Origin of the sequence: Chryseobacterium sp. PvR013 (assembly GCF_017833095.1) — a bacterium.
Classification (GTDB): Bacteria; Bacteroidota; Bacteroidia; order Flavobacteriales; family Weeksellaceae; genus Chryseobacterium; species Chryseobacterium culicis_A.
In genome coordinates, this window is sequence record NZ_JAFIBT010000001.1 from 2454867 (window position 1) to 2467685 (window position 12819).

At 36.1% G+C, this 12819-nt stretch carries 12 protein-coding genes; 7 read left to right on the forward strand and 5 right to left on the reverse strand.

Annotation, left to right across the window (positions count from 1 at the left end):
* Nucleotides 1-96: 96 nt before the first annotated feature.
* The 3 genes from JOE44_RS11030 to JOE44_RS11040 all read left to right on the forward strand — a co-directional run bounded on the left by JOE44_RS11030 (nt 97) and on the right by JOE44_RS11040 (nt 3813).
* Nucleotides 97-771, forward strand: coding sequence for an SIMPL domain-containing protein (locus tag JOE44_RS11030; protein WP_209785621.1), 675 nt, complete (start codon nt 97-99; stop codon nt 769-771).
* A gap of 234 nt (nt 772-1005) precedes the next feature.
* The gene (locus tag JOE44_RS11035; protein ID WP_209785622.1) at nt 1006-2604 is read left to right on the forward strand and encodes a DUF4139 domain-containing protein; all 1599 of its coding nucleotides are present in this window, start codon (nt 1006-1008) and stop codon (nt 2602-2604) included.
* Nucleotides 2605-2622: 18 nt separating this feature from the next.
* Complete coding sequence (locus JOE44_RS11040) at nt 2623-3813, forward strand: VWA domain-containing protein (protein WP_209785623.1); 1191 nt, start codon at nt 2623-2625, stop codon at nt 3811-3813.
* Nucleotides 3814-4179: 366 nt separating this feature from the next.
* On the opposite strand, the gene JOE44_RS11045 is transcribed toward JOE44_RS11040, so the two are convergent.
* Nucleotides 4180-5385: an FAD-binding oxidoreductase gene (locus JOE44_RS11045; RefSeq protein WP_209785624.1), complete on the reverse strand. Its 1206-nt coding sequence runs from the start codon at nt 5383-5385 to the stop codon at nt 4180-4182.
* Nucleotides 5386-5500: 115 nt separating this feature from the next.
* Here JOE44_RS11045 and JOE44_RS11050 point away from each other — a divergent pair, with 115 nt between their 5' ends.
* Nucleotides 5501-5881: an STAS/SEC14 domain-containing protein gene (locus JOE44_RS11050; protein ID WP_047377160.1), complete on the forward strand. Its 381-nt coding sequence runs from the start codon at nt 5501-5503 to the stop codon at nt 5879-5881.
* A 70-nt stretch (nt 5882-5951) separates the two neighbouring features.
* Here the strand turns inward: JOE44_RS11050 and JOE44_RS11055 are convergent, their stop codons facing one another.
* On the reverse strand, nt 5952-7154 hold the full coding sequence (locus JOE44_RS11055) for an MFS transporter (protein WP_209785625.1): 1203 nt from the start codon (nt 7152-7154) through the stop codon (nt 5952-5954).
* Between the two features lie 183 nt (nt 7155-7337).
* Here JOE44_RS11055 and JOE44_RS11060 point away from each other — a divergent pair, with 183 nt between their 5' ends.
* On the forward strand, nt 7338-8237 hold the full coding sequence (locus JOE44_RS11060; RefSeq protein WP_209785626.1) for an AraC family transcriptional regulator: 900 nt from the start codon (nt 7338-7340) through the stop codon (nt 8235-8237).
* Nucleotides 8238-8443: 206 nt separating this feature from the next.
* On the opposite strand, the gene lipA is transcribed toward JOE44_RS11060, so the two are convergent.
* On the reverse strand, nt 8444-9310 hold the full coding sequence (lipA, locus tag JOE44_RS11065; protein ID WP_105683859.1) for a lipoyl synthase: 867 nt from the start codon (nt 9308-9310) through the stop codon (nt 8444-8446).
* Between the two features lie 116 nt (nt 9311-9426).
* Here lipA and JOE44_RS11070 point away from each other — a divergent pair, with 116 nt between their 5' ends.
* Nucleotides 9427-10059: a hypothetical protein gene (locus tag JOE44_RS11070; RefSeq protein WP_209785627.1), complete on the forward strand. Its 633-nt coding sequence runs from the start codon at nt 9427-9429 to the stop codon at nt 10057-10059.
* A 96-nt stretch (nt 10060-10155) separates the two neighbouring features.
* On the opposite strand, the gene JOE44_RS11075 is transcribed toward JOE44_RS11070, so the two are convergent.
* Entirely contained in the window at nt 10156-10716 is a 561-nt protein-coding gene (locus JOE44_RS11075; RefSeq protein ID WP_209785628.1) for a sigma-70 family RNA polymerase sigma factor, read from the reverse strand.
* A 222-nt stretch (nt 10717-10938) separates the two neighbouring features.
* Between JOE44_RS11075 and tyrS the strand changes: the two genes are divergently transcribed.
* On the forward strand, nt 10939-12234 hold the full coding sequence (gene tyrS, locus JOE44_RS11080) for a tyrosine--tRNA ligase (protein ID WP_209785629.1): 1296 nt from the start codon (nt 10939-10941) through the stop codon (nt 12232-12234).
* 72 nt (nt 12235-12306) lie between these two features.
* Here tyrS and JOE44_RS11085 read toward each other — a convergent pair whose 3' ends face one another.
* The gene (locus JOE44_RS11085; protein ID WP_209785630.1) at nt 12307-12726 is read right to left on the reverse strand and encodes a hypothetical protein; all 420 of its coding nucleotides are present in this window, start codon (nt 12724-12726) and stop codon (nt 12307-12309) included.
* Nucleotides 12727-12819: the final 93 nt, after the last annotated feature.

Here is a 12819-nt window from a genome sequence, read left to right on the forward strand (position 1 = left end):
TCACCAAGTGAAAGCTCCATTTCACCAAGTCTCCCGAATTCCGGTTTCTGATCGGCGTAATTTTACATCAGAATTAAAAATTTAAAACAGGAAATTATGAAATTGAAACATTTTTTATTAATCGGAATTTTAACCCTTGGAAGCTTTGTAAATGCTCAGGAAGTAAAGAAAAATGCAATTGAAGTAACAGGTGTTGCTGAAATGGAAGTAGAACCGGATGAAATTATTTTTAGCATCGGAATAAAAGCAGATAACAAAAATGATCTGGCAGATAATGAAAAGAAGTTATTTGAAATTTTAAAAAATGCAGGCGTAAAGAACGAGGATATCAAGTTCAAATCAATGTACCAGAATATCTATTCTAAAACAGCCAAGTTTACTAAAAGTTATCAGTTTAAAGCCAGCACAAAATCAAGTCTTAGTAAAATTTTTGAAGACCTGAACCAAAAATGGGTAAGCAGCCTGAACATTGCTGAGGTAAAGAGTACTAAAATTGCAGATTTCAGAAAAGCGGTAAAAATCAATGCTTTGAAGGCCGCTAAAGAAAAGGCAGATTATTTACTGGAAAGTATGGGCAAAAAGACAGGCAATGCTCTTGAAATTGTAGAAATAGAAGACTATACCAGCGATATGATCATGCCGGCCGCTTACAAAGGAAGAATGAACAGCGTACAGATGGAAATGGCGGATGCTCCGGTAGATTATTCTTTTGATAATATTGAAAACATCAAGCTGAAATACAGCATCAAAACAAAATACGAAATTCTTTAAAATAATAAGTTCAAAATAAGGCTGCCCAAAGGGTAGCTTTTTTTGTTTTTTATCATTTCGAAAGGAATCTAATTTATTGTAAAAGAGATTTTTCCTTCGTCAGAATGACAATTTTGAGACCTCTATTTTTTCTCCTATAAAAACTCACCAAGTCAAAAGGCTGCTTCACCAAGTTCCCCAATTTTCAGTCTTAAATAGAGATAATTTTACTTCAGGAATTCAAAATAATAAACAATGAAACGTTATTTTTTACTAATCATATTTTCAGTTGTCTTTATCAAAGCACAGGAAATTAAGAAAGAAATTGAAGTAAAACAGGCCACTGTATTTCTTCAGGGAGCAAAAGTTTTCGGAAGTACCAATGTAAGTCTTCAGAAAGGTAGAAATACCATAAGAATTGTCAATCTTCCCAATAATCTGGATGAAAATACCTATAAAATCAATCTTGAAAAAAATACGACACTCCTTTCCATAACGCCTCAAAATAATTTTTTGAAAAATGATGAATTGTCAGATAATGAAAAAAAACTTGAAACAGAGACAAAAAAGCTTCAAAGACAGGTAAGCCTGTTGAATATTCAAATCAAAAATCTGACGGGTGAGCAGCATATCATTAATGATAATTTAAAAATTTCTACCAATGATAAATCTACTCCGCAGGAACAGCTTATTAAACTTACTGAGTTTTACAGAAAACGAATGCTGGAAATTGATAACCAGGTATTTCTTCTGAATGAGCAGAAAACGGTTCTGGATGAAAGTATCGCAAAGCTCAGCAATCAGTCTGCTGAAGAGCAAACCCATAAAAATACCAATCGTAAAGAGCTTCTTCTTGAAATTCTTGCGGATAACGAAACCAGTCTGAATCTTGGGGTAAGCTATATTGTTTCTGATGCCGGATGGATTCCTTCTTATGATTTGCGTGCCGAATCTGTAAAGAAACCTCTGGAAATGGTTTATAAGGGTAAAATTTATCAGAAAACCGGACAGGACTGGAAAAATGTAAAGCTGTTTGTCTCTACATACAGACCATCATACAATCAGGATAGACCTATTTTATCTCCACTTTATGTAGCAGAATATACTCCTTACAATTCTCAGATGGAAATTGCAGGTTATAAATCTAAAAAAGAAATTTCAGCAGCCAATGCTTATCAGATGAGAGAAGATATTGCTGCAAAACCAAGCCAGATTCCTGTAGCTACAGTTTCTGACAGCCAGATGAATGTGATCTATGAATTAAATTACAATCAAACCATTGTAAGCCAGGAAAAAGAACAATATGTGATCCTTGATAAAAAACAGGTTGATGCCACTTACAAATACCACACAGTTCCAAAACTTAACAACCAGGTATTCCTGATGGCTTTTGTGAAGAACTGGCAGAACCTCAACCTCATCAATGGAGAAGCGAATATCTATTTTGAAGATAACTATATCGGAAAAACCAATATTACCAGCAATTATGTAAAAGATGAGTTCCCGATTTCTCTTGGAGTAGATGAAAGAATTACAGTAAAAAGAATCAAGCTTGGAGACAAGACCTCTCAAAAGGCCATGAACACAAACAAATGGGAAACAGAATCTTATCAAATCAGCATCAGAAATAATACAAAAGAAAATATTGAACTGGAAGTTCTTGATCAGCTTCCCATCAGCGAAAACTCTAAGATTCTGGTTAAAACATTAGACCTTGGCGGTGGAAGCCTTGATGATAAAACGGGAAGTATTCTGTGGAACAAAAACATAGGTTCAGGCAATTCAGAGAAGATTACCTTCTCCTATGAAGTGAAGTATCCTAAAGATATGCAGATCCAGTATTACAGCAGATAACCCATAATAAATAATGATATGACAACTTTAAAAATCTTAGCACTTGCAGCGGGTACAGCTTTTTTAAGCTCCGGTACTATTCCGGACAACCACTCTATACAAAGTAATGGTAATCGTAATTTACCGATGCAAAAAGTTACAGCGATTCCGGCTCACTCAACCTTAAAGGATAATAAAATTCAGGTCGCTCTTTTACTGGATACTTCCAATAGTATGGACGGGCTGATTGATCAGGCAAAATCCAGACTGTGGAATATTGTGAATACTTTGACCACTTTAAAATACAATGGAAAAGCGCCCCAGATTGAAATTGCCCTCTATGAATACGGAAACGACGGAATACATGATGAAAATTATATCCGCCAGGTTGCTCCTCTTACTCAGGATCTGGATCTTATTTCCGAAAAACTATTCGCCTTAAGAACCAATGGTGGCAGTGAATATTGTGGAGCTGTTATTCGTGATGCCTCTGCCAACCTGAACTGGGACAGTAATGATAAAAGTATGAAACTGATTTATATTGCAGGGAATGAAGCATTCAATCAGGGAAAAATAAATTATAAAGATGTTGTTTCAAAAGCGAAGGATAAAAATATTTATACCAACACTATTTTCTGTGGAAGCCGGGAGGAAGGAATTCAGACGTTCTGGCAAAACGGAGCGTCTTTAGGAGGTGGAAAATATTTCAATATCGACAGTGACAGGAAAGTACTATATATTGAAACGCCTTACGACATCAAAATTTCCGAATGCAATGCAAAGCTCAATGATACCTATATCTATTATGGAAACCATGGTTCGGAATATAGGCTTAAGCAGATTACACAGGATAAAAACGCAGAATCACAGTCAGCATCCAACTTAGTGGAAAGGGCTGTTGCCAAATCTAAAAAGAATGCTTACAAAAATGACCATTGGGATCTGGTGGATAAAGCTGAAAAGGATGCCGGATTTATTGCCCATGTAAAAGAAAGTGAACTTCCTGCTGAGCTGAAGGGAAAAAGCAAAGAAGAAATTCAAAAAACGATTACGGCAAAGTCTGCCGCCCGCGATAAAATCCAGAAAGAAATAGAGGAACTATCCAAAAAGCGCCAGACCTTTATTGACGGAGAGATGAAGAAAAGAGGCACTGATGATTCTGATGATCTGGGAAAAGCCATTGAAAGTTCTATTGTTGAACTGGCTAAAAAGAATGGGTATAGTTTGTAGTTTAAAAGCGGGTTTTACCCGCTTTTATATGTTATTAAATACGTGTAAACCACCCCGTCAAAAATTCTTTGAATTTTCGCAACCCCTCCAGAGGATGGGAATTAAGCATGTGCAATGGGAGTATTTGTTGGAGTATCTATTTATTACATTTTTTCAAGTAATTTAACCAGGATTCCTACGGAATAACACAATTGGAATGACGGTTTATCCAGGCAGTTTGTCATTCCGTAGGAATCTAAACAATTTTTATTATAGTTTGAAAATCATAGATTTTTTTAGCTTTTATGCGCTTCATATGCACAAAGTTTTCAACTTGAAATGAGCAAAGACTCTAAAAACTTTGTGACTTTTGTGGTAAAAACACAATCACCTTCCAAATTTAAAATACCTTGATAACGGATGTTTTTTATTTTTCATAAACAAGGAAGCCATCTTCATTCCTGTTACTGAAAAAGTAATTCCATTTCCTCCAAACCCCAGGACAAAATAAGAGTTTTTAAATTTTGGATGTTCCCCGATATAAGGAAGTCCGTCTTTTGTTTCCCCAAAAGTTCCGGCCCAGACAAAATCTGTATAAAAATGATAATCCGGTTTTATTTTTTTTAGATTTTTCAGGATCTCTTTTTCTTTTTTATTAAGGAGAGCATCCCGTTTTTCAGCATCATAAAAATCTTCATCTCCTCCTCCGATAAGAAGTCTTCCATCATCAGTTGTTCTCATGTACAGGTAAGGATCATCAGTATTCCAGACCAATGTACTGCTTATATTTTTAAATTTGTCTTTGTCTATTTCAGAAACAATGGCATAGGTACTTTTCAGATTCACAAAATTTTCTTTCAGCAAGTTTTTACTTTCGTAGCCAATACAGTAAATGATCTTTTTTGCTTTAATATTGAATCCACTGTTTACCGTAACCAAATTAAAACCTTTATGCTCCTCCACTTTTACCATTTCGGTCTTATCAAATATTTTCAACCCTTTTTTTACATTATGGATGAACAGCTCATGGGCAAACTGAAACGCATCAATACTAGCTCCCTGTCCGGACAGAATCCCACCATGTGTATTTTTAAATTCAAATTTTTTAAAAATATTTTCTGCTTCCAGCCACTTCACATCAAATCCGTTTTGTCTTCTTGCTTCGTATTCTTTCTTCAACCATTCCACATCTTTCTTTTTCGAAGCAAAATACAGTGATTTCTTTCGTTTAAAACCGGCCTTGGATTTAGTTGTTTTTGAAAGTCTTTCTATTGTATCAATAGCATCACTGCAGGCTGCATAGCTCAGAACAGCGCCTTTTTTGCCTATTTTTTCTATCAGTTCATATAAAGGAACATCTATTTCATACTGGAGCATTGAAGTGGTGGCAGAAGTACTTCCGTTACAAAGTTCTCTTTTATCAATAAGGATTGTATCATACCCGTCTTCTATCATCTGATGCGCAATCAAACTTCCTGTAATGCCACCTCCCACAATGAGAACATCACATTCTTCATTTGATTTTAAAGAAGGATAAGAAGCTAACAGTCCGTTTTTTAGAAGCCAGAAAGGTTCATTTGATTTGAGATCCATATTAATATTTTACATTGAAAGTAACAATATTTATACCTTTTTTAACAATTTTCCACCAAATTATGGTGTAATTATTGTTATTCTTTTAAACTCAAACCACCATAAAATATTTATTATGATAACAATTATTCCAGAAGCCCCGGAAAATGTTGCAGCATTCAATGCAACGGGAGAAGTAACGAAAGAGGATTTTGAAAGACTGGTAATTCCGCGCGTAAAAGAGAAGGTAGAGCAATTCGGTGAGTTGAATTACTTATTGTATTTGGATACCGATCTGGATAATTTTACCATGGGAGCATGGCTTGAAGATCTGTTGTTAGGATTGAAAAATCTTACCAACTGGAATCGCTCAGCTATTGTTACAGATAAGGAAGGAATACGTGATTTTACCAGTATCTTCAGTGTTCTGATGCCGGGAGAGTTTAAATCTTTCCCCAAAGAAAATTTATACAATGCCCTCTATTGGTGCAAAAATGGAGATGAAGTAGAGGCATAAAACTTATTTTTATACAGAAGAGCCTGTTTCTGATTGAAACAGGCTCTTTTTTATTTCATAAGAAAGAATCTTATTTATCACAGGATACACATTCTGCGGCAACTTCCTCTTCATTTTGAGCCTTTGAACCGTACAAATACATATACCTTACACTTATAACCACCCCAATAAAAGTCATTCCTACTCCAACCAGTGATGGATAGTTGAATGAATAACCGTATTCCAGAGGAATTCCCCCAAAAAAAGCTCCCATTGCATTGGCAATATTAAAACCTGCCTGCATAAAAGCAGCAGCCATCATTTCACTTTTTGGAGCGGCTTTCATCATCATAATATTGATAGGTGATGCAATAGACATTGATAAAGCGCCACACATAAACGTCAATACCAAAGCAATATTCTTATGTTCTGCAAGGAAGAAAACACCTCCAAGAGAAAGCATCATTAAAAAGATCAGAAGGGCACATGTTTTTTCGGGTCCTAATTTATCTGAAACAATCCCTCCTACCAGGTTTCCCACTACCATTCCGGCTCCTGCAAGAACCATGACATAGGCCATTTGGCTGCTTTTGATTCCTGCCACTACCGTCATTAAAGGGGTAATATAACTTAACCATGTGAAAAGCCCTCCAAATCCAATTGCTGTAATCGCCAGTACCAGCCACGATTGTTTATTTTTAAGGAATTTCAGCTCTTCCATGAAGTGGGTATTTTGATTAGATTCCATTGCAGGAAGCCACAGTTTCAAAAATAATATGGCAAAAAGACCAATAACTGCTACAATAGCAAAGTACAGTCTCCAATGGAATGTATGTCCGATATAGGTGACCAGAGGAACCATGGCCAGGTTGGCAACCGTAAGTCCCGTAAACATCATCGATATATAAAATGCTTCTTTCCCTTTTCCTGCCATTTTTGAAGCAACGACAGTTCCTACTCCGAAGAATGCTCCGTGAGGAAGCCCGGACAGAAAACGGATAACCAACATACTGTCATATCCTGGAGCAATTGCAGAAAGCCCATTAAATAGGGTAAAAAGGATCATAAAAGCGATCAACACTTTCTTAGGGGGAAACTTCACCGAGTACCCGATCAGAATCGGTGCTCCGATAACCACTCCCATCGCATAAGCAGAAATTAAATGTCCTGCCTGCGGGATTGTGATCTGTAATGTTTTTGCAATATCCGGCAACAGTCCCATTACGGTAAATTCCGTAGTTCCTATCCCTAAACCACCGATAGCCAGTGGTATTATTCTTTTATCAATCTTCATTGTATCTAAATCTTTTTTCTGAATTAATTTGGTTCAAATTAAAGGACAGCTGAGTATCTTTATTTTGAAAGTGCAAAAATCGAAAGAAAGTTTGAATTTCACACCTCTTTGAATGATAAAAATTTGCTCCATATTAACCTTTTTATTTAATTTTAAATTCAGAAACAATCAAATCAGAACAAAATGAAAATCCAGAAAGAAATTATTGAATTTGAAAAAGGAAAATCATTCAAGCTATTTGCCCCTTCTCTTAAGAACTGTTTTTTCTGGCATTATCATCCGGAAATCGAATTGGTATATGTGGAAGCAGTGAATGGAATCCGGCATGTTGGAAAGAATATTTCAGGCTTTACAGACAGTGATCTTTTACTGATTGGTTCCAATGTTCCCCACCTTAATTTTGATTATGGTATTCAGACCGAATGCAAACAACTTGTATTGCAGATGCGGGAAAACTTCCTTCAGGACATTATCCTTCCCGTTCCTGAATTTGAAAATATCAAAACCCTTTTAGAACGTTCCTATCTTGGACTTTCATTTTCTGGAGAGACCAAAAATACAGTGGTTGAAAAACTACAGATTATTAAAGATAAAAACTCTTTTGAATCTTTGGTTGGATTGATTGAAATTCTACAAATCCTTGCCAATTCCACTGAGGTAAAAGAACTGAATAAAGAAGATACCCGAATCAAATGGTTTTTGAATGATAAAATCAGAATGGGAACCATCTACGACTATATCCATGAAAATTATGACCGAAAACCCAATGTCAATGAAGTAGCCAAAGTGGTAAGCCTAAGTACTCCTGCTTTCTGTCGGTATTTTAAAAAGCAGACCAATATGACCTTTACTGATTTTGTCAACAACTACAGAATCAATCAGGCCAAAATATTCCTGCTGAAAGATCAGTCTGTGACGGAAGTCTGTTTTCAGGTAGGCTTTGAAAGTCTTTCTTATTTTAATAAATTATTCAAACAACATACAGGAGAAACACCTTCAGAATTCAAAAAGAAACATTTCAGACCTATAGAAATTAATGGCCGCATTGGGGTAATTACCAAGGAGACGGCTTGTAATAAATAGAAAGTAAGAGATGAATAGGATAAACCACCCCGTCAAAAATTCTTTGAATTTTCGCCACCCCTCCAGAGGAGGGGAATGATGGAAATCGTTATTACAAATGGAAGCCCTTTCACTCTCTAATCCCTAATCCCTAATCCCTAATCCCTACAACCTAATCTCTGCTACCTAAAAAAACAAAAACCGCTCATTTCTGAACGGTTTATATTTTAGTGAATATGTTTTTCTGCGTGGTAAGAACTTCTTACAAGAGGAGAACTTTCAACATGTCTGAACCCTAAACTTCTGGCAAAATCACCGAATTCATCAAATTCTTCCGGAGTGATGAATTTTTTTACAGGAAGGTGCTTTTTAGTCGGCTGCAGATATTGTCCCATAGTAATAACATCTACATTGGCATTTCTGATATCTTCGATAGTCTGGAACACCTCATCTTTAGTTTCTCCCAATCCGAGCATTACCCCTGTTTTGGTTCTTCTTTGGCCAGCTTCTTTCAAATATCTCAATACATCAAGGCTTCTTTCATATTTAGCCTGAATTCTCACTTCTCTGGTCAAACGTTTTACGGTTTCCATATTGTGAGAGATCACTTCCGGAGCTACTTCTACCAATCTGTCAAGGTGTTTTGTGATACCCTGGAAATCCGGAATCAGAGTTTCCATCGTAGTTCCCGGAGAAATTCTTCTCACAGCATTCACTGTTTCTCCCCAAAGAATAGATCCCATATCTTTCAGATCGTCACGGTCTACAGAGGTAAGAACGGCATGTTTGATCTTCATTAATTTGATTGATCTGGCTACTTTTTCAGGTTCATCCCAGTTTACATCAAGGGGTTTTCCTGTTTTAACGCCACAAAATCCACAGCTTCTTGTACAGATATTTCCTAAAATCATGAAAGTAGCTGTACCTTCACCCCAACATTCTCCCATGTTCGGGCAGCTTCCGCTTTGGCAAATTGTATTTAATTTATATTTATCAACCAAAGTTCTCAGCTCTCTGTAATTCTTTCCGGTAGGAAGTTTTACGCGGATCCATTTTGGTTTTTGAACGGTAGTGTCTTGAACTGAATTTTCCATTTCTAAAATTGAAGTTCAAAGTTAAGGATTTTTTAATGGAAACCATCAACCGGAAATATTGATGAAACTGATAATTCAAAATTTCATTTGTATATTTATCTCTTCAAAATATTTTTATGAGAAAAACATTCTTCCTTTTATTTGCAGTATGCGGAACATTTTGTGTTGCCCAAAAACAATTTCAGCCTTCGGGTTCTAGTATCATTGAAACGGTAGACGGAGATCTTGATGGAGATAAAATTCCTGAAAAAGTAATTATTTATAATACAAAGGACACTACAGATATGGGAAACATCCGTGAAATTCAAATTCTGAAAAAGGCAGGCGGAGCATGGACAATCCTTGAAAAATCTAGAAATGCTGTTATGGAAAGCAATGGCGGCGGTATGATGGGTGATCCTTACAGAGAAACAAAAATAGAAAAAGGCATTCTGATCATTTCCCAAAACGGAGGAAGCAGCTGGAAATGGGATGTTACAGATAAATATAGATTTCAGAACGGGCATTTTGAACTCATAGGAACCTCTTCCACTTCAGGAAGACCGGGCGATTACTGGAAAGATATTGATTTTAATCTTTCAACAGGTCAGCTGAACTATTCAAAAGAAGTGGAAAACACGGCTGAATATGGTAAATCCTTAAAGGAAACCTATATTAAAAAGGGACTCAAGATCAATCTTCAGAACAGAAATCAGGAAAAGCAGCAAAAAATAATTCTTCCGAAAACAAAAGAGGAAGTGTATTTCTAAATAAATATGATGACTTTAAGTTTTGGCTAAAGCCACTTTTGAATTTCTATTTTTCAGCAAACGGGCTAAAGCCCGTTTCTATTGAATATATTCTTTTTAATTATCGTCAAACTCGTTATTTTTCAACAATTCGGCTAAGACTTTTTTAGCACGCATTACCCGTACTTTGGTATTGGCTACTGAAATTCCCAGTTCTTCAGCAATTTCTTTGATGCTTTTTTCTTCAAAAAATCTCAATTTGATAATATCCTGATAATTGGCATCCAGGGATTCTATTGTTTTGATGATCTTCTTCTGCTCTTCTTCAGAAATCAGAAGTTCTTCCGGAGATTTTGCGTATTGATTTTTAACTTCATCCAGATTTTCCACGGCATCTTCATTATCACGGTTCTTTTTTCTCCAGAAATCAATAACCGTATTCTGGGCAATGGTAAGAATCCAGGTTTTAAACTGAAAATGAGGATCGAACATATCCAGTTTCGACAATACTTTTGAAAAAACATTTACGGTGATTTCATCCGTATCATTTTCATCTCTCACCTTTTTCATGACAAAAGAGAAAACATCCACCCAAAAAACATTAATGAGTTTAGTCTGGGCCTTCTGGTCTTTATCCTTGGCCTTCTGTATGAGCAGGAATAGCTGTTCGTCGTTCATTAATAACAAATATAGATTATTTGAGGCGAAAAAGCAAAGTGACAAAAAGTAAAATAATGGAAAGATGGATGGCTTTGTTTATAAAATTTTCAAGCTAAAAAGTTTTTATGATTTTATGATTTCACTCTCCTATTTTGAGACCATTTCACTCTTTTGCTTTTTTCCCCTTAATACTTCTGAATTTACTATCTTTGCATCTTAAAATTTTAAAGTTAAAAATCAATGAATTCCTTTATAGAAGAACTGAAATGGCGTGGTCTATTTGCCGATATGATGCCAGGAACCGATGAACAACTGAATAAAGAGGTAACTACTGCATATATTGGTTTTGATCCTACTGCCGATTCTTTACATATCGGAAGTCTTATCCAGATAAAAATTTTAGCTCACTTCCAGCTGCATGGCCACAAGCCCATTGCTTTGGTAGGAGGTGCTACAGGAATGATTGGAGATCCTTCCGGGAAATCGGCTGAAAGAAATCTTTTAGATGAAGAAACTCTTTTACATTATGTTGACTGTTTAAAGAACCAGCTTTCAAAATTCTTAAACTTTGAAGGAAATGAACCCAACAAAGCTGAACTGGTTAACAATTACGATTGGATGAAGAATATTTCTTTCCTTGATTTTGCTAAAAATGTAGGGAAGAATATCACCGTCAACTATATGATGGCTAAAGATTCTGTAAAGAAAAGACTTTCCGGAGACGCAGGGGTTGACGGAATGAGTTTTACAGAATTCACGTACCAGCTCATCCAGGGATATGATTTCCTTCACCTATACCAAAACAACAATGTAAAGCTACAGATGGGAGGTTCTGACCAGTGGGGAAATATCACTACAGGAACAGAACTGATCCGTAGAAAAGCTCAGGGTGAAGCATTTGCATTAACAGTTCCTTTGATTACAAAAGCGGATGGTTCTAAATTCGGGAAGTCTGAAAGTGGAGAAAACTATTGGCTGGATAAAAAGAAGACGTCTCCTTACAAATTCTACCAGTTCTGGCTGAATGCTACTGATGATGATGCTGAAAGATTCATCAAGTTCTATACTTTCTTAGGAAAAGAAGAAATTGAAGTTTTAATTGAAGAACATAAAACAGCGGCACACGAAAGAAAACTACAAAAGAGACTGGCTGAAGAGGTTACCGTTTGGGTACATGGAAGAGAAGAATATGAAAAAGCACTGAAAGCTTCTGAAATTCTTTTCGGGCGTTCCACAGCTGAAGATCTTGTAAGTCTTGATGAAGAAACTTTCCTTGAAGTTTTTGATGGAGTTCCTCAGAAAGAAATTGCAAAAACCGATGTTTTAGGAGTGAATATTGTTGAGCTTCTTTCTGAAAAATCAGGATTCTTAAAGTCTAAGAGTGAAGCGCAAAGAGAGATTAAAGGAAATGCAATCTCTGTAAACAAGCAAAAAGTAAATGATACTTTTACCGCCAATGAAACTGATCTTATCGACGGTAAATTTCTATTATTACAAAAAGGTAAGAAAAGCTACTTTATTGTAAAAGTAGGCTAAGCTTAAACACCATATAAAAAGCGGCGCTGAGATTTTCTCAGCGCCGCTTTTATGTCCTAAAATAATTTGATATTAAAATGTATAGCTTGTAGAAGCTGACAAATACTGTCCACTGGAAGTTCCTTCTTTCTTAAGTTCTCCGTCTACCCAGATCTGAACTTTCAAAGTAGCGGAAGCGTCCGGTCCGATAGCATTTACAGCAGCATTGGCAGTGTATGCTCCAGGTTCTGAGGTTATTTCAGGGCTGCTCCAGGTTGATCCGCTAAGACTTGATGCTGTGGTAGGGTTACCATCAATTCCGTAAACGGCCACATCAATATTACTTCCCGAAGAAGCGATGGCTTTAAAAACCACTTTATGGCTTTTCCCGGCTCCATTCACATTGTTGTCGTCATTATCTTTACTGCATGAAGCTGTAAACCCAATAAGCAATGCCGCTATTACAGCAACGAATGTGCCTCTTAGCAGCTGATTCATTTTCATTTTTTTCATAATCTTTTTGTTTAAATTTTAGTTACTATATTGAATATTCTATGATTCATGATTTGATATTTGCAAAGCTATGAGCATCCTCTTCGTCTATCA

Bases quoted from the DNA above. Each gene is read 5' to 3' on its own strand.
- JOE44_RS11030 (WP_209785621.1), top strand. From the start codon at position 97: ATGAAATTGAAACATTTTTTATTAATCGGAATTTTAACCCTTGGAAGC.
- JOE44_RS11035 (WP_209785622.1), top strand. From the start codon at position 1,006: ATGAAACGTTATTTTTTACTAATCATATTTTCAGTTGTCTTTATCAAA.
- JOE44_RS11040 (WP_209785623.1), top strand. From the start codon at position 2,623: ATGACAACTTTAAAAATCTTAGCACTTGCAGCGGGTACAGCTTTTTTA.
- JOE44_RS11045 (WP_209785624.1), bottom strand. From the start codon at position 5,385: ATGGATCTCAAATCAAATGAACCTTTCTGGCTTCTAAAAAACGGACTG.
- JOE44_RS11050 (WP_047377160.1), top strand. From the start codon at position 5,501: ATGATAACAATTATTCCAGAAGCCCCGGAAAATGTTGCAGCATTCAAT.
- JOE44_RS11055 (WP_209785625.1), bottom strand. From the start codon at position 7,154: ATGAAGATTGATAAAAGAATAATACCACTGGCTATCGGTGGTTTAGGG.
- JOE44_RS11060 (WP_209785626.1), top strand. From the start codon at position 7,338: ATGAAAATCCAGAAAGAAATTATTGAATTTGAAAAAGGAAAATCATTC.
- lipA (WP_105683859.1), bottom strand. From the start codon at position 9,310: ATGGAAAATTCAGTTCAAGACACTACCGTTCAAAAACCAAAATGGATC.
- JOE44_RS11070 (WP_209785627.1), top strand. From the start codon at position 9,427: ATGAGAAAAACATTCTTCCTTTTATTTGCAGTATGCGGAACATTTTGT.
- JOE44_RS11075 (WP_209785628.1), bottom strand. From the start codon at position 10,716: ATGAACGACGAACAGCTATTCCTGCTCATACAGAAGGCCAAGGATAAA.
- tyrS (WP_209785629.1), top strand. From the start codon at position 10,939: ATGAATTCCTTTATAGAAGAACTGAAATGGCGTGGTCTATTTGCCGAT.
- JOE44_RS11085 (WP_209785630.1), bottom strand. From the start codon at position 12,726: ATGAAAAAAATGAAAATGAATCAGCTGCTAAGAGGCACATTCGTTGCT.